Source organism: Aurantimonas sp. E1-2-R+4 (assembly GCF_036549515.1).
Classification (GTDB): Bacteria; Pseudomonadota; Alphaproteobacteria; order Rhizobiales; family Rhizobiaceae; genus Aurantimonas; species Aurantimonas coralicida_A.
This window is the reverse complement of sequence record NZ_JAZHLK010000019.1, coordinates 52,717-74,586: the sequence shown is the minus strand read 5'-3', so window position 1 is coordinate 74,586 and position 21,870 is coordinate 52,717. Positions and strand designations below refer to the sequence as shown.

The following is a 21,870-nucleotide window of genomic DNA, read 5'->3' as shown; positions in this document are numbered from 1 at the left end:
GCGATATCCGCGCCATCTGGCGCTCGCTCAGCAAAAACAAACCAGCCATCAGAACCTCCTTGACGGAAGCTCTGAATCACACATCAAGAGAAATTAATAGGTCCTGAGCCTAGTCGGGGGGCGATTGAACAGGGGGAAATCATGCGGAAAATCAGGATGGTGCTCGGCCTCGGGATTATGCTCAGTGCTACTGTGCCGGCCTTTGCCGCCGACATTGTGGACCAGGAGGTATTCGACGCCCGCTGGACGGGGTTCTACGCAGGGGTGTTCGGCGGCTATCACGCGGGGGACATAACCAACAGCGACTGCGTCGGCGTCTGCCCTGCGGACCCCGAATATCGAAGCTGGGGCGGCGGGATCAAGGCCGGTTACGATTACGAATTTTCCAACAACGTCGTGCTGGGCGCCTATGCGCTGGTTCCGCTCTGGGCGGATCAGGATAGCTTCAGCATCTTCAACGGCGCGCTGACCTTCACATACGAGCCTAAATTTGTCGCCTCTTTGGGCGCGCGATTGGGCTATGACATCGGATACGGCCTGCTCCCTTATATCGGGGGCGGTTATACGGTGGCGCGCATCGAGGCGAATGACGGCCTGCAATCGATCGACGTCACCCATCACGGCGTTCATCTTGCCGTCGGCCTGGAATATCTACTCACCGACAACGTCTCGACCGATCTGCGCTACACCCACTACCGGCTGGGCAAAGAGGTCTATGATTTCGGCGTTCCCTCGACCTGGGGCGAGAACGCCAACGCCATCTCCGTCGGTGTCAACTACCGATTCTGACGATCTGCGTCGGCGGTGTCAGCCATTCGGTTCAAAACAGCTCCAACTGCGCCGCTGATTTTTGTCTCGGCAGGAACGCGGCGCGCAGGCCTTCGCTATCCGTCGCCGCGCCCGGCGACCAGTCGAGCGCGGTGACGAAGGGTCGGACCTTGGTGATCGACTGGCAGAGCCGGGCGACGTCGTCGAGCCTAAGTGTGCGATGGCGGCGGGTCGACAGGATGCGGTTGACCGCGCGGGTTCCGAAACCCGGGACGCGCAACAGCATTTCCCGGTCGGCGCGATTGACGTCCACCGGGAAGCGATCGCGGTTCTTCAACGCCCAGGCGAGCTTTGGATCGACGGCGAGATCCAGCATCCCGCCTTCGCCGCCGGAAACGATCTCGCCCCGGTCGAAGCCGTAAAAGCGCATCAGCCAGTCGGCCTGATACAGGCGGTGTTCGCGCATCAGCGGCGGCGGGGAGAGCGGCAGCCGACTGGAGGCGTCGGGGATCGGTGAGAAGGCGGAGTAGTAGACCCGTTTGAGGCGGTAATTGCCGTAGAGATTCTCCGACCGGCCGAGGATGGCATCGTCATCGGAGTTGTCGGCGCCGATGATCATCTGGGTTGACTGGCCGCCGGGCGCGAAGCGTTGCGGCTTCGTTCGGTCCTTTTTCTCACCCTTGTGTTCCTCGATCTTGGCCCGCAGATGGCCCATCGAACGGCGGATGTCGCGCGGCTTCTTTTCCGGTGCGAGTGCCTCTAGCGTCACATCGGTCGGCAGCTCGATATTGATCGACAGGCGGTCGGCGAAGAGCCCCGCCTCCTCGATCAGGGCGGGCGACGCGTCGGGGATCGTCTTCAGATGGATGTAGCCGGCGAAATTTTCCTCCAGCCGCAGCTTTCTGGCGATCCGCACCATCTCCTCCATCGTATAGTCGGAGTTGCGGATGATGCCGGAGGACAGGAACAGGCCCTCAATGTAATTGCGCTTGTAGAACTCCATCGTCAGCGTGACGACTTCCTCGACCGTGAAACGGGCACGGGCCACGTTGGAGGACGAGCGGTTGACGCAATAGACGCAGTCATAGACGCAAAAATTGGTCATCAGGATTTTCAGCAGCGAGATGCACCGCCCGTCGGGCGCATAGGCGTGGCAGATGCCCGACCCCTCGGTCGAGCCGATGCCTTTGCTCTTGGCGGAATCGCGCCGGGTCGAGCCGCTGGACGCGCAGGACGCGTCGTATTTGGCAGCGTCGGAGAGGATCGCGAGCTTGTCGATGAGGGTCGTCTTGGCCATGACGCGGATATAGCGTTCATGGAATGTTCTCGCCAGCAAATTTCCGGATTTCTCGGCGAAGCCCAATGTCGCAGGTTTGCTTACGCGGCTGCCCCGCCGCGTCGATGAGACGAAAAGGCCAGCCAGACGTTCTTGTCCAGCCGGCCGACCTTCAGTCTGACGTCCTGCGTCTGTCAGCCCGCGGATTTGGCCTTGTTCACCGCCCGTTTGGTGACGACCTTGACGAGGTTGGCGCGATAGGCCGACGTGCCGTGCAGGTCCGACACCATGTCGCCCTCGTCGACCGACAGCCCGTCCACGGCCGAGCCGTCGAAATTCGATGACAGCGCCTGTTCAGCGGCTTCCCAGCGGAAGGCGCCGCCCATGCTGGCGCCGGTGATGCCGACCTTCACCTCGCCGCCGCGCTTGGCGACGAAGACGCCGCACATGGCATAGCGCGAGGCCGGGTTGCGGAACTTCTCGTAGGCGCATTGATCCGGCGCCTCGAAGGACACCGCCGTCACGATCTCGTTCTCCTCCAGCGCTGTCTCGAACAGGCCGAGGAAGAAGTCGTCGGCCGCGATCTCGCGCTGGTTGGTGTGGATCGTCCCACCGAGCGCCTTCAGGGCGGCGGGATAATCGGCCGCCGGGTCGTTATTCGCCACCGACCCGCCGATCGTTCCCATGTGGCGCACCGCGATATCGCCGATCAGGCCGGCGAGATCGGCGAAGCCATGGCAGGCGGCTTTCAGCCCGTCATGGGCGGCGATCTCGCCATGGGTCATGCCGCCGCCGATCTTGATCGACTTGCCGTTGACCGTAATGCCCTTGAGTTCGGCGATATGGCGCAGATCGACAAGGTCGCTCGGCGCGGCGAGCCGCTGCTTCATGGTCGCGATCAGCGTCATGCCGCCAGAGAGGAATTTTCCCTCGCCGCCGGATTCACCGACCAGCTTGACGGCCTCGTCGATCGACGTGGGGCGGTGATAAGTGGTCTCGTACATCGGTTCTGCTCCCTCTGGCGCCGGGTCCGGAAATCGCGGAAGGACCGCGCGGCGCGATGGTTCGGATAGAAACGGGGCCAGGCAGCCCCTAAAATTCTCCCGGCGGCCCTTTTTCGCGGCCACCGGGCAAAGTTCGTCTGCTCGGTCAGGCGACCGCGTTGAGCGCCTTCCAGACCTTTTGCGGCGTCGCCGGCATGCTCAGATCGTTGTTGCCGATCGCGTCGGTAATGGCGTTGATCACCGCCGGCGGTGAGCCGATCGCGCCGGCCTCGCCGCAGCCCTTCATGCCGAGCGGATTGCCGGGGCACAGGGTCTCGTTGGTAGAAACCTGGAACATCGGCAGGTCCCAGGCCCGCGGCATCGCATAGTCCATGTAGGACGCCGTCAGCAGTTGGCCGGTGTCGTCGTAATGAGCCCCTTCCAGAAGCGCCTGACCGATGCCTTGGGCGAGACCGCCATGCACCTGACCCTCGACGATCATCGGGTTGATCACCCGGCCGAAATCGTCGGCGGCGACGAACTGGATGATCTCGGTCGTTCCGGTATCCGGGTCGACCTCGACCTCGCAGATGTAGCAGCCGGCCGGGAAGGTGAAGTTGGTCGGGTCGTAGAACGCCCCTTCCTTCAGGCCCGGCTCCATCCCATCGGGGAGATTGTGGCCGGTGTAGGCGCCGAGACAGACCTCGTGCCAGGCCAACTTCTTGTCGGTGCCGGCGACCTTCACCTCGCCATTCTCGATGACGATGTCGCCCTCATCGGCCTCCAGCACATGGGCGGCGATCTTCTTTGCCTTGACCTCGACCTTGTCGAGCGCCTTGTGAATCGCCGACATGCCGACCGCGCCGGAACGCGAGCCGTAGGTGCCCATGCCGAACTGCACCTTGTCGGTGTCGCCATGGATGACCTGGACGTTGTCGACCGGCAGACCGAAGCGCTCCGCCACCAACTGGGCGAAGGTCGTCTCATGGCCCTGGCCGTGACTGTGCGAGCCAGTGAGGATTTCGACCGTGCCGACCGGATTGACCCGGACCTCGGCCGACTCCCACAAGCCGACGCCAGCACCGAGCGAGCCAACCGCCTTCGACGGCGCGATGCCGCAGGCCTCGATGTAGCAGCTCATGCCGAGACCGCGCAGCTTGCCGCGCTGCTTGGCCTCCGCCCGCCGCGTCTCGAAGCCGACGACGTCGGCAGCCTGCATGCCGGCGTCCAGCGTCGCGTCGAAGTCGCCCGCGTCATACGCCATGATCACCGGCGTCTGGTGCGGGAAGGAGCGGATGAAGTTCTTGCGGCGCAGTTCCGCCGGCGAGATGCCGAGTTCGCGCGCCGCCGTCTCCACCGTTCGCTCGATGACGAAGGTCGCCTCAGGACGCCCGGCGCCGCGATAGGCGTCGACGGGCACGGTGTTGGTGTAGACCGCCCGGACATTGGCGTGGATTGCCGGGATATCGTACTGGCCGGAGAGCAGCGTCGCGTAGAGATAGGTCGGGGTCGCCGACGAGAACAGCGACATGTAGGCGCCGAGATTGGCGATCGTGTCGACCTTGAGACCAAGGATCTTGTGGTCGGCGTCTAGCGCCATCTCCACCTCGGTGACGTGGTCACGGCCGTGTGCGTCGGTCAGAAACGCCTCGGTGCGATCCGATGTCCACTTGACCGGAACGCCGGTGCGCTTGGACGCCCAAAGGCAAACGATCTCTTCGGGGTAGATGTAGATCTTGGAGCCGAAACCGCCGCCGACGTCAGGTGCGATCACCCGCAGCTTGTGTTCCGGCGCGACGTTGTAGAACGCGCTCATCACCAGCCGGGCGACATGCGGGTTCTGCGAGGTGGTCCAGCAGGTGTAGTGCTCTTCCGCCGGATCGTAGACACCGAGCGCGGCGCGCGGCTCCATCGGATTGGGAACCAGGCGGTTGTTGACGATGTGCAGCTTGGTCACATGAGCGGCCCCGGAAAACGCCGCGTCCGTCGCCGCCTTGTCGCCGAGTTCCCAATCGAAAATGAGATTGCCCGGCGCTTCGGGATGAAGCTGCGGCGCACCATCCTTCAGCGCTTCCACGGCGCTGACGACGGCCGGAAGCTCGTCATAAGAGACCTCCACGGCCTCGGCTGCGTCACGGGCCTGCAACTGCGTGTCGGCGACGACGACGGCAATCGGCTGCCCGACATGGCGCACGGTGCCGACGGCGAGCGCCGGCCAGGCGCCCATCTTCATCGGCGTGCCGTCCTTGGACGACACCCCCCAGCCACAGATCAGATTGCCGATCCCGTCGCCCTGCAACTGTTCGCCGGTGAGGATGCCGATCACGCCCGGCATGGAAGCCGCCGCGGCCGAATCGATGCCGGCGATCTTGGCGTGCCCATGGGGCGATCGCACGAATGCCGCGTATTTCATGCCGGGGACGCTCATGTCGTCCACGTAACGCCCGCGACCGGTGATGAACCGCCGGTCCTCCTTGCGCAAAACCTTTGCGCCGATGCCTTCAACACCCATCGTCGAAACCTCCCAGTATTCGAAATCGTGGCGGAACCACCTCGCGGCGTCCGCATCCGTGTCTCAATCGCCTCGCCCGCCCAAGGGCGGCCGGGCCTCCGCGCTACTCGGCGGCGACCTGTTGCGGCTGCGCGGCGCCCGCCGCGGCGAGGATCGCCTTGACGATGTTGTGATAGCCGGTGCAGCGGCAGATATTGCCTTCGAGGCCGTCACGCACCGCCTTTTCGTCCAGCGCGCTGCCGTGCTGCCGGATCAGATCGACCGCCGTCATGATCATGCCCGGGGTGCAGTAGCCGCATTGCAGCCCGTGATGCTCGCGGAAAGCAGCCTGGACCGGGTGCAACTCGGTGCCGTTCGCCAACCCCTCGATGGTCAGGACATCCGAACCGGACGTCTGTACAGCGAGCATCGTGCAGGACTTCACCGCCTTGCCATTGACGTGGACGACGCAGGCGCCGCATTGCGACGTGTCGCAGCCGACATGGGTGCCGGTCAGGCCCAGATTCTCGCGCAGGAACTGCACCAGAAGCGTGCGGTCCTCGACCACGCCCTTCATCTCGCGCCCGTTCACCGTCATCGTCACTTCAGTCATCAAAGTCCTCCCGGATACAGACGGTCTGCCGCATCAGCCACGCGGCGGGCCGTTGAAATGAATTGCGCACTCTAGAGCGCCCAGCGTCCATCGGACGCGTAAAGGACGTTCTAACACTATGATCGCGCATCGGAATGATCCAAAAACCGGCTTTCACTTTTGGTCCGATGCTTGGGGGCGAGTGTCACTGCGTCGCAGCGAGNACACTATGATCGCGCATCGGAATGATCCAAAAACCGGCTTTCACTTTTGGTCCGATGCTTGGGGGCGAGTGTCACTGCGTCGCAGCGAGAGTGCCCTTTGCGGGGAACCGCTTCAAGGGTTTTTCAGAACCAACCCAAAAAACGACGCCGGGACCAGCGTTCCGGAACAGCCCTCCGCAACGGGATGGAATGCGTTTTGACCGCCGGTGACGAACGGTCGGTGGTCGCCGGCCAGCCTCCGCACAGGCCGGGTGCGGCGGGTTGTCTCGGGGCGACAGCGAATCTGTGTCCGGTTCGGCACAAACGGCCAGTGTAATCGCATCGGAACACCGGCAACCGCTGGTTAACAGTTGTTATCCAAGCCATTTCCGCCAATGCTAAAAGGCAACTCAGTGGGAGGAGTTCGGCTGCGCGTGATCGTCGTCGCCGACGTCCCGAAATCGATGACGTGTGTTGTCTCGCCGATCTCAAGGCGAGCGTGTGTGGCGACGGGAAGCGAGCGACTTGCAGTATAGGTTCCTACCCTTCGTCAGGCTGGCAATGATGGTCATCGGCTCCGGCCTGCTCGCCGCATCACCGCACCCCGCCGCAGCCTTCGAAATCTTTGGCCTGACCTTCTTCGAAGACGAAAACGCCGCGTCCGATCCTGTGCTCGACCCGATCAACTACACCGTCACGCTCACGGTCGCACCGACAGTGGATGACGACGGTACGGTGGAGGAGGATCTGCGCGACGCCTCCACCCTCATCGCCGACGAAGCGGACCCGGTGTCCGGCTCGCTCGGGCTGCTCTCAAAGGCGAAGACCGACCGCAAGCGGCTGGTGGCCACCCTGTTCGAGAATGCCCGCTATGACGGGCTGGTCGACATCTTCATCGAAGGCCGCGATATCGCAGATTTGCCGCCCGACGCGACCTTCACGTCTCGGCCCGTCCCGGTGTCGATCCGCGTCCGCCCCGGCCCTTTCTACACGCTCGGCCGCGTGGCGATTTCCACCCAGGGCGTTCCCTTCGATGCGGCGGAATACAACCTCACTCCGGGGAGTTCGGCGCGTTCCGTCGAGCTCCTGAAAGGTGAAGCCAAGCTTCTCAAGGATCTCCGCGACCAGGGCCGGCCGTTCGTGGCGGTCACCGGGCGCGAGATCGTCGCCGACGCCAAGACCGATCGGCTCGACTATTCGATCGCCATCGCGCCCGGCAATCCGGTGCCGTTCGGCGAAACCTGGGTCGCGGGGGCCGAAGACGTCGATCCGGGCTTCATCGCCTATATGGCGGGCGTCAAGGCTGGCGAGGTCTTCTCTCCGGAAGAACTCGCCGCGGCGCGCGATCGCCTCCTCAAGCTCGGCGTCTTCTCCAGCGTCACGGTGAGGGAGGCCAAGGCGCAGCAACCCGACGGAACGCTTCCCGTCCAGGTCGAGGTCGGCGAACGTAAATTCGGCTTCTACGGCATCGGCGCGACCTATTCGAACACCGAAGGCGCTGGCGCCTCCGGCTATGTCGGCCACCGCAACCTGTTCGGGCGGGCCGAAAGCATCCGGCTCGACGCATCCATCTCGCGCATCGGGGCGACCGCGATATCCAGCCAGGGCCGCAAGACCGACGGCGCCGACTATGCCGCCTCTCTGGTCTTCAAGAAGCCCGGCGTGCTCGGTCCGGAATCGGTCTATGTCGGCTCGATCGAGGCCAAGCGCGAACACCCGCTCGCCTATGATCGCGATTCCTTCGCGGTCACCAGCGGTGTCGAGTACGAGATCGACCGCAACCAAACACTCGTCGCTACGGTCCGAGGTGAGTACGAGGAAATCACCGATTTCCTCGGGACGCGCGAATATCTGCTCGTCTCCGTCCCGATCAGCTACACGTTCGACAACCGCGACAACGAGCTCAATCCGACCGAGGGGCTGTTCGCCAAGGCGCTCGTCGAGCCAACCTACGGCTTCAACACCCAAACGCCCTTCGTGAAGACCCGCCTCGATGCGTCGAGCTATCTGTCGCTGTCGGACAGCGACCGCTTCATCCTTGCCGGGCGCGTCGCCTATGGCACGATCTTCGGCGCGGATCTTCTCGACATCCCGAACGACCGGCGGTTCTACGCCGGCGGCGGCGGTTCGGTGCGCGGCTACGAGTTTCAATCCGTCGGCCCGTATTTTCCGTCCGCTGTGCCCCTGGGATCGGGGTTCAATCCTGATTTCGTCGACACGCCGACCGGTGGCCTGTCGCTGTTCGAAGCCTCGGCGGAGGTCCGCATCGGGGTGACGGAAAGCATCCAGATCGTTCCGTTCGTCGATGTCGGAACCGTCTCGGACGACCTCGTCCCGGACTTTTCCAACTTCAAGATCGGCGCCGGCGTCGGCGCCCGCTACATCACCAGCTTTGGCCCGATCCGCTTCGACGTGGCGATCCCGCTCGACCCTGGCCCGCGCGATGCGAACTTCCAGTTCTATGCCGGCATCGGGCAAGCCTTCTGATGCGCAAGTTCAACCCCGTCCCCCCGCTCGCCGCCACAGTCGTCGTCGGCGTCGCCGCCGCCTTCCTGGCGAGCCGTCCCGCTCCGGCGCAGCAGTTCCTGGCCAACCAGATCGAGAGCTTCCTTTCCTCCGACACGATGACGGTCGAGATCGAGGGGCTGTCCGGCGCATTGACCGGTGACATCCGGATCGAGAGCCTGAGGGTCTCTGATCCGCAGGGCATCTTCCTGACGGGAAAGAATCTGGCGATGGACTGGTCGCCGCTCGCGCTCGTGCGCTCGAACGTATCGATCGAGAACCTCACCGCAGGCCAGATCGTCCTGGAACGGCTTCCGGCGGATCAGCCGACAAGCGAGGCGGATCAGGGCGGCGGCTTCTCGCTGCCGTCGATCACGGCCGACATCCGCAATCTCGCCATCGACGAATTCGTGCTTGGGGAAGCGCTTGCCGGCGTTCGCGCCCGGCTGAAGGCTAGCGCCAGCCTGACGCTCGCCGACGATCCGACCAAGCTCGACGTCAAGGCCAATATCGACCGACTGGACCAACCGGGACAGATCGCCCTCGATGTGTCCTACGCGCCGGATCAAAACCAGCTCGCGATCGACGTGAAAGCGAGCGAGCCGGCCGGGGGGCTGGTGGCGACGCTTCTCGACATTCCGGACCGGCCGGCGGTCAATCTCGTCGTCAACGGCTCGGGTCCGCTCTCCGACTTCATGGCCAACGGCCAGCTCACAGTCGGCGGCGAACAGGCGGCAACGCTGACCGCGCGGGTCAACGACGTCGCCGACGGGCGCCGCCTCGCCGCCTCCCTCAATGTCGCGGCCGAGCGCTTCGTGCCCCAGCAATATTCCCAATATGTCGCCGGCGGAGCCGGTCTCGATCTGCAAGCGGTTCTGCGCGCCGACGGTACCTATCTCATCGAACAGGGCGATCTCGCCTCCGAGGCCCTGGCCTTGCAGACCAAGGGCGTTCTCGATCTGGGCGGGGCCAGCAACGATCTGACGCTCGCCGTCGCTTCGCGAGACGGCAGCCCGATCGCCCTTTCCTTCGGGACGCCGCCGGACATCACCGGCCTTCAAGTCACCCGCCTCGACGGCACGGTGCGCGGAGCCTTCACGGCTGCTGCCGTAGGCCTCTCCGCCAAGCTGCAGCGTGCGGGCTACGGCGACTACGTCGCGCAGGGCGTCAGCCTCGATGCCAGCAGCCCCGGCTTCGACCTCACTCGCCTGAAAGGGCCGCTCGCCGTCGAAGCGACGGCCCAGGCGATCGAGGCGCCTGAGGGAATCGCCGAGCGATTCCTCAACGGCCCGCTGAAGATCGCCGCCAACGGCGCGCTGACCGAAAACGGCTTCGTCTTCGAGCCGAGCGAGGCGACCACCGACGTCGCGACGCTGAACCTCGAAGGCACAGCCGCGCTGAATTTCGCGGTCTTCGACCTGAATTTGCGCTCACGCTTCCAGACCGCGGCGCTGTCGGCGGCGGCGATCCCGCTGGCGGGCGAAGAACTGTCCGTCGCCGGGCAATTCACCCGCGCCGCCGACGGAGCGATCAACGCGCAGAAACTCGCCGTGACCGGCGCAGGCCTGCAGATCACCGGTAATGCTGGCCTGATGGACGGCGAGGTCTCGGCCGACATCCAGGGCACGCTGGAAGACACGCAATCCGTCAACTCGGTATTTGCCGGCGCGGCGGAACTGCGGCTTGTCGCCAAGGGGCCGGTCGAAAAACCCGACGTCGATCTGACGCTGTCGGGCAACGGCCTGTCGATCAACGGCCGCGAACTCGCGGACCTCAAGGTCGAGGTGCGCGGCACGCTGAACCCCGCCTCACCGGCCGGCTTCGTCAACATCACCGGAACCCTAGACGGCCAGCCGCTGTCCGGCAGCGCCAAGGTCGAGACCCTCGACAACGGCGACCGCCGCATCACCGATTTGGCGATCCGGCAAGGGCCGAACGCGGTGACCGGCGATCTCATGCTGACCGACGCCTTCGCGCCGGTCGGCACACTGACCGTCGCCATCGACGATATCGGCCCGCTGGCGGCGCTGGGCGGGCAGAAGGCCGCTGGCGATGTGAAGGGAACAGTAGAACTGTCGGTCGATGCGCAGAAAACGCCGGTCGCGGCGCCCGATCTCACGTCGCGCAGCCTGACGGTCGCTGGCACCACGCTCCAGGGGGCTCTCATCGACCTGTCGGTCAAGGATTATCTCGGCATCCCGAAGCCGACAGGTCGGGTGACCGCGGAAGCGATCGATGCAGCCGGGGTGGCCGTGCGTAAGCTTGCCCTCGCCTTCGCCGAGGAGCAGGGCGGCACCGGCGTGACGGCAAATGCGACAGTCAACGACGCGCCGATCGAACTGGCCGGCACCGCCCAATTCGAGCCGGACGCGATGCTGCTGACGCTCTCGCGCCTCACCGCGGATATCCCGAATGCCGCTGTCAACCTGCGCGACGCGGCGGCGGTGCGGATCGCCAACGGCAAGACGGTGCTCGACGGCTTCGTGCTGACCGTTGGCTCCGGCTCAATCGTTCTGGAAGGTTCGTCCGGCGAGGTCCTCGATCTTGGATTGCGCCTCGACAGCGTTCCGGCAGCCGTGGCCAACCTTTTCGTCTCCGGCCTGGAGGCAGAGGGCACGCTCTCCGGGACGGCGACCGTCACCGGTGCGCCGGCGAACCCCGACGCCGCTTTCGCGCTCACCGGCCGCGAGTTGTCGACCGCGCAGGTGCGAGCAGCCCGAATCCCGCCGATCGCACTCGACGCGACCGGCCGCTACGCCGACAGCACACTCACCTTGCAAACCGCCACGCTCGATCTCGGCGAGGGGTCGCTGCAGGCCTCCGGCACGATCGGCGAGACGCTGGACTTGCGGGCCGAGCTTGCAAATCTTCCGGTGGCACTGGCGAATGATTTCGTCGATGGTCTCGACGCGTCCGGGACGATCTCCGGCAGCGCCGTCGTCAACGGTACCCGCACCGACCCGGTCGCGGTTTTTGATCTTGCCGGCACCGGCATCACCGCGGCACAGGTCGCAGCGGCCGGAATCGAGCCGCTGACGCTCGACGTCGCAGGCCGCTATGCCGGCGGGACGGCGAAGCTCGATCGGGCCAGTCTCGTGGTCGGCTCCGGCTCGCTCGAAGCCTCCGGCACGATCGGGGAAAATCTCGACCTGGCGCTGGCGATGAACAATCTGCCCGTCGCCCTCGCAAACGGTTTCGTGCCCGATCTCGACGCGTCCGGCACGATCTCCGGGACGGCGACCGCGACCGGCTCGCTCACCGAGCCCAACGCCATTTTCGACCTGTCGGGCGCCGGAATCACGACGGGCGCGATCGCACGCTCCGGCGTCGCACCGCTTGCGCTTCGGCTCGCGGGCCGCTTTGCCGACGGGACGGCGTCGCTCGAAACCGCCGTGCTCAATGTCGGCGAGGGCTCGCTGCGTGCTTCCGGCAAGGTGGGCCGCGAACTCGACCTTGACCTGACGATGAACAGCATTCCGGTCGGGCTCGCCAACGGCTTCGTACCCAACCTCAAAGCCTCCGGAACGATCTCGGGAACCGCGACGGCGTCCGGCATGCTCGACGACCCCAGCGCCGAATTCTCGCTGTCGGGTTCCGGTATCACCGCGCCGGCGATCGCCCAGAGCGGCATCGAACCACTCGACCTGACGGCGTCCGGTCGCCTTGCCGAGGGCACGTTGAACCTCGTCGAAGCCAAGATGACGGTCGGCTCCGGTTCGCTTACCGCCAGCGGCACGGTCGGCGAAACGCTCGACCTCAACATCGTCGCCAACGAAATCCCTGTGGGTCTTGCCAATGGTTTCGCGCCGGATCTCGGCGCGACGGGCACGATCTCGGGCACGGCCACAGCGACCGGTTCCCTTTCCGACCCGCAGGCGCGTTTCGATCTGGCCGGCACTGGCATCACCACCCGGCAGATCGCCCAGTCCGGTGTCGCGCCGCTCAGTCTCGACGTGTCCGGCACCTACGCCGACGGCACTGCATCGATCGCGGCCGCGGACGTCCGGGTCGGCGACGGTACGCTCAAGGCCACCGGCACCATCGGCGAGGCGCTCGATCTCAAGATCGCGGCCAACCGGATTCCAGCTGGCCTGGCGAACGGCTTCGTCGATGGACTCGGCGCCACGGGCATGCTGTCCGGCACCGCGACGGCAACCGGCTCCCTCTCGGACCCGCGTGCCACGTTCGATCTCACCGGATCAGGCATCACGACGCGCCAGATCGCCCAGTCGGGCGTCGCGCCACTCAGCCTCGACCTTGCGGGCGCCTACGCCAACGGGACCGCGACGATCGATACCGCCAACGTCACGGTCGGCAACGGTTCGCTGACGGCCACCGGCACCGTCGGACAAACTCTCGACCTCAATCTCAGACTCGACCGGCTTCCCGTCGGCCTGGCCAACGGCTTCGTGCCGGATCTCAATGCCGAAGGAACCCTTTCGGGAACCGCAACCGCCACCGGGTCCATCTCCGACCCGCGCGCCACGTTCGATCTCACCGGATCCGGCATCACCACGCGGCAGATCGCCCAATCGGGCGTCGCGCCGCTGAGCCTGGAGGCGTCCGGCACCTATGCGAACAGGACGGCGACGATCGGCACCGCCGACATTCGCGTCGGCAGCGGCTCGCTCGTCGCGTCGGGAACGGTCGGGCGGACGCTCAATCTGGATGTGACCCTGAACCAGGTTCCGGTCGGTCTCGCCAATGGCTTCGTCGATGGGCTTGGCGCGCAAGGAACCGTATCGGGAACCGCGTCCGCGACAGGATCGATTTCCGACCCCGACGCACGGTTCGATATTTCGGCTTCGAATGTGTCGGTCGCGCAAAGCCGCAGCGCCGGCGCGCCGCCGATCGACGCCACCGCGGCGGGGACCTATGCGGGCGGAACCCTCCGCCTCCAGACCGCAACCGCCAATGTCGGCGGCGGCACTGTTCAGGTGACCGGCACAGCCAGCCAGACCGCGCTCGACCTCGATGTCGCCCTCCGCAACCTGCCGGCCTCGATTGCCGCCGCGGCTGCGCCCGGAATCGCGCCGCAGGGAACGATCAACGGAACCGTTCGCACCTCCGGGTCGCCCTCCAATCCGTCGGTCACCTACGACCTCAGCGGCTCCGGCCTCTCCATCCAGCAGACACGGGACGCCGGCGTCGGCGCACTCACCGTCTCCGCCAATGGCCAGTTCGCGAACCAAAGAGTTACGACGACGGCCAATCTGTCCGGCAGCGGCGTCGATTTGGCGGTTTCCGGCTCGGTGAATATCGCCGGCACGCCGCAGCTCGACCTGTCGTTGAATGGCACCGCGCCGCTGTCGCTGGCCAACCGCATCCTGGCCGAGGGTGGCCGCTCGATCCAAGGCAACGTGCAGTTGAGTGCGCGGGTGACCGGCCCTGCCAGCCAGCCGAACGTCGTCGGAACCCTTTCGACCTCGGGCGCGAGGCTGGTCGACACGGGCCTGAACCTCGCCATCAACGACATCGCGGCGACGATTTCCCTCAACGGCCAAACCGCGACGATCCAATCCTTCAACGCCTCGCTCTCTTCCGGCGGGACGCTGTCGATCTCCGGTTCGGTCGGCCTCGCCAACGGGTTCCCGGCCGACATCGCGATCCGGCTCGTCGCTGGTCGTTACAATGACGGCGAACTCGTCGCCGCGCAGCTAAGCGCCGACCTCACACTGACCGGTCCGCTGGCCGGCACGCCGCTGCTCTCCGGGACCATCAACGCCAATGAAATCAACGTCCTGATTCCCGACAAGCTGCCCGGCTCTCTGGCCCGGATCGACGTGACCCATCGCAACGCCAAGCCGGCCGTCTACGAGCAGCAGCGCGAGATCGACCCGAACCAGGGCGCCGGCGCCCAGCGCAGCGGCATCAACTTCAACCTGACCTTCAATGCACCGTCGCGGGTGTTCGTGCGCGGTCGCGGCCTCGACGTCGAACTCGGCGGTTCGATCGTCATCACGGGCTCGGCCGCGGCGCCGCGTATCGTCGGTGGATTCGAATTGCAGCGCGGTCGGTTCGTGATCCTCGGCAAGCGCCTCGACTTCGATCGTGGCCGGCTCACCTTCACCGGCAGCCTGGTTCCGGTCCTCGACCTGGTCGCCAGGTCGGAAGCGGGCGAAACCACGGTATTCATCGCCGTGACCGGCCCCGCCAACGATCCGAGCTTCACCTTTTCCTCGACGCCCCTCCTGCCCCAGGACGAGGTGCTGGCGCGGCTGATCTTCAATCAGGGCACGTCGGATCTTTCGCCGCTGCAGATCGCCCAACTGGCGGAACTTGCCGCATCGCTCGCCGGCATTGGCGGGTCGAGCGGCCTGCTCGACAATCTGCGCTCGCAGATCGGCGTCGACGACCTCGACATCAAGACGACGAAGGATGGCCAGACGGCCGTCGGCGTCGGCAAATATCTCAACGAGAACACCTATCTTGGCGTCGATTCGACCGGACGGGTAGCGATCGACCTCGATCTCGGCTCAGGGCTCAAGGCGCGCGGCGCGGTCACTGCGGAAGGTGGCGGCGAAGTCGGCATCTTCTATGAAGGTGAGTTCTGACCTCGAGGGCCTCGTCCCGATCAGCGAATGCCGCGTTTGTACCACCGGGCTCTTGCGCCGCACGGCCGCGAATTTTTCCTGAACCTTCCGGGGTGCCGGCCGTTCTCAAGAGACGGCGAGCAGGCGGCCCCTTCGTGGAGGTTCGACCTCGGGCACCCAATCAGCGGCAGGAGACCGAGATGATGTATTCCAGCAAATTCGACCATCCCAAGCATGGGACCTACGCGAATCCTCAAGACGTTCTGAAAGACGACAATCTGTCGGAATCCGAAAAGCAGGCAGTGCTGGAGGAATGGGCTGCATCGCTCAAGCATATCCTCCACAACGAACCCGACGCGCCGCAGGTGAAGGCGACCAAGCAATCGCTGGACGAAGCGATCGAACGGCTCGCGGCTGGTCGAACATAAGCGGCGCCAAACTGACGCCGACGGTAGCGGTTCGTGGGTAATCAGTCTGAATGGACAGTGCCTTCCGGGCTTGCAATGTATGCGCCGGACCGGCATCTGCAGATACTGCGGGAGCGCGCCGGGTGCCCAGGCACTTTCGGCATTTCACTTCACAACCCAGGTTGCGCCCGGGCGGCAAGCTCGGCATGCCGACGGGGCACGGAAGAAGAGGGGGCTGATCATGCCGACAAGCATCAATCCGGCGACGGGCGAGACCATCGAAAAATTCGCCGAGCACACCGATCAGGACATCGATCGCGCGCTTGCCAACGCCGACAGCGCTTTTCGCGACTGGCGCACGTCATCCTATTCCCGCCGGGCCGAGGTGTTGCTGCGAGCGGCCGATGAACTCGAACGTCGAAAAGACGAACTCGCCCGCATCGCGACGCGCGAAATGGGCAAGCGGTTGAAGGAAGCCGTGGCCGAGGTCGAAAAATGCGCCACGGCCTGCCGCTACTACGCCGAAGAAGGCGAAAAGCTTCTGGCCGACGACCATCGCTCGGGGCCGGCGAAGAAGAATTTCGTGGCCTATCTGCCGATCGGGCCGGTGCTCGCGGTGATGCCGTGGAACTTCCCCTACTGGCAGTGCTTCCGATTCGCCGCGCCGGCGATCATGGCCGGCAATGTCGGCATCCTGAAACACGCCTCCAACGTCAGCCAATGCGCGCTTGAGATCGAGAAAATCTTTCTGGACGCGGACGCGCCACAGGGCGTGTTCCAGACGCTGCTGATTTCCTCCGGCAAGGTCGAACGCATTCTCAAGGACAACCGGATTCGCGCCGCCACGCTCACCGGCAGCGAGGGCGCGGGATCGGCCGTCGCCGCGACGGCCGGCTCGCAGATCAAGACGACGGTGCTCGAACTCGGCGGTTCCGACCCGTTCATCGTCATGCCGTCGGCCGACATCGAAAAGGCGGTCGATGTCGGGGTGACGGCCCGGATGCAGAACAGCGGCCAGAGCTGCATCGCCGCCAAGCGCTTCATCGTGCATGAGGACGTCTATGACGACTATCTTGGCCGCTACCAGGAAAAGGTCGAAGCCATCAAGCTCGGCGATCCGATGGCCGACGACACCGGCATGGGCCCGCTCGCCATGAAGGCCGGCGTCGAGGACATCGACGACCAGATCGCGCGCTCGACGAAGGTCGGCGCCAAGCTGGTTACCGGCGGCAGCGCGCCGGAGGGACCGGGCTACTTCTTCCAGCCCTCGATCCTGGCGGACGTTCCAGAGGCGGCCCCCGCCTATCGCGAGGAATTGTTCGGCCCCTGCGCGATCTTCTTTAAGGTGCGGTCTATCGACGCAGCCATCGCACTCGCCAACGATTCCGAATTCGGGCTTGGCGGCTCGGTCTGGACCAACGAGGCGAAGGAGCAGGAGCGTTTCGTCCGCGACCTCGACCAGGGCGGCACCCATATCAACCGCATGACCGCCTCCGATTCGCGCCTCCCCTTCGGCGGCGTCAAAAAATCCGGCTATGGGCGCGAACTCTCCCATGAGGGCATTCACGCGTTCATGAACGCAAAGACCGTGACAATCGACTGACCTTGCGGGAGGCCGCCATTCGAATGACGGTCTCCCGCTCCAATTCAGATGCAGACGACCTGCTCCGCAGTCAGGCAAACAGCCACGAACCCAACTGGCACTGTCGATGATTTGTGTTGCAGATTTCCCCACTGCCCGAAAATGCGTCACTTTTCCACAGGCAGATCGTTTGCCTCTCATGCGCAACCCGCTTAAAAATCCCGGCCCAGGCGGGGATCGGGGGCTCGGCAAAACACACACGGCGGATTGCAGCCAGAATGAGCCAACCTAACAATCGCAACACCCCGAACGACGACCGCGGCGAACTCGCCATTATCGCAACAACGGCGCTGTCACGCGGAATCCGCCAGTTGTTCGCCGACGATCCCGAGCGATTCGCGCGCTTTTCCGCGCGTCTCGGCGACGTCGTTCTCGATTATTCGAAGACCGCCATCGACGCTAAAGCGCGCGCCGCGCTACTCGACCTGGCCCGAGAGCGCGGGGTCGAGGCACGAAGGGACGCGATGTTTGCCGGCGAGCGGATCAACGAGACAGAGGACCGCTCGGTTCTCCATGTCGCGCTCAGGGGCGAGCCCAAGGATGGCTATAGAGCGGACGGCGAGCCGGTCAGCGGCGCGATCGAAGACGTGCTGCGCGCGATGGGCGCCTTCGCCGAGCGCATCCGCAACGGCGAGGTCCGCGGAGCGCACGACGGCGCCATCACCGACGTCGTCAATATCGGCATCGGCGGCTCCGATCTCGGCCCGGCCATGGCGACTCTCGCGCTCGCGCCCTATCACGACGGTCCGCGCATCCATTTCGTCTCGAATGTCGATGGCGCCCACATCGCCGATACGCTCAAGAACCTCGATCCGGCGACGACGCTGATCATCGTCGCCTCGAAGACCTTCACCACCATCGAGACGATGACCAATGCCGACACGGCGCGGCGCTGGCTCGTCGCCGCGCTCGGCGAGGCGGCGGTGGCCGAGCAGTTTGCCGCCGTTTCCACCGCCCTCGACAAGGTCGCGAGTTTCGGCATCCCCGAGGATCGCATCTTCGGCTTCTGGGACTGGGTCGGCGGACGCTATTCGATCTGGTCGGCGATCGGCCTGCCGCTGATGATCGCCATCGGCGCGCAGCGCTTCCGCGAATTTCTCGCCGGCGCACGCGATGTCGACCAGCACTTCAAGACTGCCCCGCTCGGCGAGAATCTTCCCGTTTTGCTCGGCCTCGTCGGCTATTGGCACCGCGCGGTCTGCCACTATCCGACGCGGGCGATCATTCCCTACGATCAGCGGCTCGCCCGCTTTCCGGCCTATCTCCAGCAGCTCGACATGGAATCGAACGGCAAGCGAGTGGGGCTCGACGGCCAGCCGGTCGCGGTCAGCGGACCGGTCGTCTGGGGCGAGCCGGGGACGAACGGGCAGCACGCGTTTTTCCAGCTCTTGCATCAAGGGACCGACGTCGTTCCGGTCGAATTCCTCGTCGGCGCGCGCGCTCACGAGCCGTCCGACATGCAGACCCATCAAAACCTCCTGCTGGCGAATTGTCTGGCCCAGAGCGAGGCGCTGATGCGCGGCCGCACGCTCGACGAGGCCCGCGAGCAGTTGATCGCGGCCGGTCGAAGCGAGGCGGAGGCCGAACAGATCGCGCCGCACCGGGTGTTTCCCGGCGAACGTCCGTCGCTGACCATCCTCTACCGGCAGCTCGATCCGGCGACGCTCGGCCGGCTGATCGCGCTCTATGAGCACCGCGTCTTCGTCGAAGCCCAGCTTTACGGCATCAACGCATTCGACCAGTGGGGCGTCGAGCTCGGCAAGGAACTGGCGATGAAACTTGTGCCGGTGGTCACCGGCGAAGCGGAGGCCGACGGCCGGGACGGCTCCACAGCCGGACTGATCACGGCGATACGCACCATGAGAGGTTCCTGATGTCCGCAACGCTCAAGACGGCCGAAGCCGCCCGCAACAGCAACGGCGCGGCAAAGCTGGAGCCGCGGCTCAACGACTCCGATACGCTGGCGCGCCAGATCGTCGAAAAGCTGACCTATTCGATCGGCAAGCACCCGGACGCGGCGCGCAAATATGACTGGCTGCGCGCCACGACGCTCGCCGTCCGCGACCGCATTATCGACCATTGGTTTGAATCCGCCGACCGGATCGCGGCCAGCAACGAAAAGCAGGTCTGCTATCTGTCGATGGAATTCCTGATCGGCCGCATGTTGCGCGACGCGATCAGCAATCTCGGGCTGACCGAACAGATCCGCGAGGCCCTCGCCCGCTATGGTGTCGAACTCGACATGGTGGAACTGCTCGAGCCGGACGCCGCGCTCGGCAATGGCGGCCTTGGCCGGCTCGCTGCCTGCTTCATGGAATCGATGGCTTCGACCGGCGTTCCCGGCTTCGGCTACGGCATTCGCTACGTCCACGGCTTCTTCCGCCAGGAGATCGCCGACGGCGCGCAGGTCGAATTGCCGGAAACCTGGCTCGTCCACGGCAATCCGTGGGAGTTCGAACGGCGCGATTCCGCCTACGAGATCGGCTTCGGCGGCAAGGTGGTATCGATACAGGAGCCCGGCCATCCGGCACGGCAGGTCTGGCGGCCAGCCGAGCGCGTGCTCGCCGTCGCCTTCGACACGCCGATGGTGGGCTGGCGCGGCGAACAGGTGAACACGCTGCGACTGTGGAGCGCCCAGGCGCTCGACCCGATCCTGCTCGATGCTTTCAATTCCGGCGACCACATCGGCGCCTTGGTCGAATCCAACAAGGCCGAGGCGATCACCCGGGTGCTCTATCCCGCTGACTCGCACCAGGCCGGCCAGGAATTGCGCCTGCGGCAGGAGTATTTCTTCTCCTCCGCCTCGCTCCAGGACGTTATCAAGCGCCACCTCGAAAAGAACGAAACCCTTTCGAACCTCGCCGACAAGGTCGCGATCCAGCTCAACGACACCCATCCAGCAGTCTCCGTCGCGGAGTTGATGCGGCTGTTGATCGATGTCCACGGCTTTGAATGGAACGCCGCCTGGGACATCACCCGGGCAACCTTCTCCTACACCAACCACACCCTGTTACCGGAGGCGCTGGAGCACTGGCCGATCCATCTGTTCGAGCGGCTGCTGCCGCGGCAGATGCAGATCATCTACGCCATCAACGCCAACATCATCCGTGCGGCCGCGCAGGACAAGGGCTTCGACGACGCCAAGATCGCCGCGATTTCGCTGGTCGACGAGGGCAACGGCCGCCGGGTGCGCATGGGCCAGCTCGCCTTCGTCGGCAGCCACGCGGTGAACGGTGTCTCGGCCCTGCACACGGAGCTGATGAAGGAGACCGTCTTTCATCATCTGCACGAGCTTTATCCCGACCGGATCGAGAACAAGACCAACGGCGTGACCCCGAGGCGCTGGCTGATGCAGGCGAACCCGGACCTCACCGCCTTGATCACCGACGCGATCGGCCCCGGCTTCCTCGACGACATCGAGAAGATCCGCGAGATCGACGCGCTCGCCGACGATTCCGCCTTTCGCGAGCGTTTCGCGGCGGTCAAGCGCCGCAACAAGGAGCGTCTGTCGGACCTCATCGGCGAACGGATGGCGACCAGCGTCGACCCCGACGCGATCTTCGACATCCACGTCAAGCGCATCCACGAATACAAGCGGCAATTCCTCAACATCATCGAGGCGATCGCGCTCTACGACCAGATTCGCGCCCATCCCGAGCACGATTGGACGCCGCGGGTGAAAATCTTCGCCGGCAAGGCCGCGCCGAGCTACGCCCAGGCCAAGGAAATCATCCATCTCGCCAACGACGTCGCGCAGATGATCAATTCCGATCCCTCGGTGCGCGGCCTTTTGAAGGTCGTGTTCATCCCGAACTACAATGTCAGCCTCGCCGAGATCATCATGCCGGCGGCCGATTTGTCCGAACAGATCTCCACGGCCGGGCTCGAGGCATCGGGCACTGGCAACATGAAGTTCGCGCTCAACGGCGCCCTGACCATCGGAACCCTCGACGGCGCCAATGTCGAGATGCTCGAGCATCTGGGAGAGGACAACATCTTCATCTTCGGCCTGACCGCCGAACAGGTGGCGGAACGCCGGCGCGAAACCCACAGCGGCCGCTCGATCATCGAGGGACAGCCGCTGCTTCGCGAGGTGCTGGACGCGATTTCCTCCGGCGTGTTCTCGCCCGACGACCCGTCCCGTTACCATTCCCTGGTGTCGAACCTCTACAACAACGACTGGTGGATGACCTGCGCCGACTTCAAGGCCTATTGGGACACCCAGCGCCAACTCGACGCCCTGTGGCAACGCCCGGACGAATGGCAGGCGAAAGCGGTCCACAACACCGCCCGCATGGGTTGGTTCTCCTCGGATCGCTCGATCCGGGAATATGCGCGCGACATCTGGAAAGCAGGTCCGAGAGGCGACCGCTAACGCCCTAGCCGTTCGACGTTCGGCGACGCTGGCTTGGTGTGGCCGCTTGACCCGCGTACGCTATATCGTGCTCTCTAAGGACAGGGCGCGGGACA

11 protein-coding genes are annotated in these 21,870 nt (G+C 65.0%); 7 read left to right on the top strand and 4 right to left on the bottom strand.

Annotated features, from left to right (window positions below; genetic code table 11):
- Nucleotides 1–156 precede the first annotated feature (156 nt).
- Complete coding sequence (locus tag VQ045_RS10775; RefSeq protein WP_331830102.1) at nt 157–789, top strand: outer membrane protein; 633 nt, start codon at nt 157–159, stop codon at nt 787–789.
- A gap of 31 nt (nt 790–820) precedes the next feature.
- Here the strand turns inward: VQ045_RS10775 and VQ045_RS10770 are convergent, their stop codons facing one another.
- The 4 genes from VQ045_RS10770 to VQ045_RS10755 form a co-directional block, all read right to left on the bottom strand.
- Nucleotides 821–2,065, bottom strand: a complete 1,245-nt coding sequence (locus VQ045_RS10770) for a putative DNA modification/repair radical SAM protein (RefSeq protein ID WP_331830107.1) — start codon at nt 2,063–2,065, stop codon at nt 821–823.
- A 173-nt stretch (nt 2,066–2,238) separates the two neighbouring features.
- Nucleotides 2,239–3,048 carry an FAD binding domain-containing protein gene (locus tag VQ045_RS10765; protein WP_331830101.1) on the bottom strand — a complete coding sequence of 270 codons (810 nt, stop codon included), beginning with the start codon at nt 3,046–3,048 and terminating at the stop codon, nt 2,239–2,241.
- A gap of 145 nt (nt 3,049–3,193) precedes the next feature.
- Nucleotides 3,194–5,539, bottom strand: a complete 2,346-nt coding sequence (locus VQ045_RS10760; RefSeq protein ID WP_331830100.1) for a xanthine dehydrogenase family protein molybdopterin-binding subunit — start codon at nt 5,537–5,539, stop codon at nt 3,194–3,196.
- Between the two features lie 103 nt (nt 5,540–5,642).
- Entirely contained in the window at nt 5,643–6,131 is a 489-nt protein-coding gene (locus VQ045_RS10755; protein ID WP_327622416.1) for a (2Fe-2S)-binding protein, read from the bottom strand.
- A 707-nt stretch (nt 6,132–6,838) separates the two neighbouring features.
- On the opposite strand from VQ045_RS10755, the gene VQ045_RS10750 reads away from it, so the two are divergent.
- From VQ045_RS10750 to VQ045_RS10725, 6 genes are all read left to right on the top strand, one after another.
- Nucleotides 6,839–8,800, top strand: coding sequence for an autotransporter assembly complex protein TamA (locus VQ045_RS10750; RefSeq protein ID WP_331830099.1), 1,962 nt, complete (start codon nt 6,839–6,841; stop codon nt 8,798–8,800).
- A complete protein-coding gene (locus VQ045_RS10745) occupies nt 8,800–15,372 on the top strand; it encodes a translocation/assembly module TamB domain-containing protein (RefSeq protein WP_331830098.1) in 6,573 nt (2,190 codons plus the stop codon). Before VQ045_RS10750 ends, VQ045_RS10745 begins: the two co-directional genes overlap by 1 nt.
- Nucleotides 15,373–15,554: 182 nt before the next feature.
- Nucleotides 15,555–15,779 (top strand): hypothetical protein, encoded by a 225-nt coding sequence (locus VQ045_RS10740; RefSeq protein WP_331830096.1) that lies wholly within the window; start codon nt 15,555–15,557, stop codon nt 15,777–15,779.
- Between the two features lie 220 nt (nt 15,780–15,999).
- Nucleotides 16,000–17,361 (top strand): NAD-dependent succinate-semialdehyde dehydrogenase, encoded by a 1,362-nt coding sequence (locus tag VQ045_RS10735; protein WP_327622420.1) that lies wholly within the window; start codon nt 16,000–16,002, stop codon nt 17,359–17,361.
- 257 nt (nt 17,362–17,618) lie between these two features.
- A complete protein-coding gene (gene pgi, locus VQ045_RS10730) occupies nt 17,619–19,274 on the top strand; it encodes a glucose-6-phosphate isomerase (RefSeq protein ID WP_331830094.1) in 1,656 nt (551 codons plus the stop codon).
- On the top strand, nt 19,274–21,775 hold the full coding sequence (locus VQ045_RS10725) for a glycogen/starch/alpha-glucan phosphorylase (RefSeq protein WP_331830093.1): 2,502 nt from the start codon (nt 19,274–19,276) through the stop codon (nt 21,773–21,775). Before pgi ends, VQ045_RS10725 begins: the two co-directional genes overlap by 1 nt.
- The last annotated feature ends 95 nt before the right edge of the window (nt 21,776–21,870 follow it).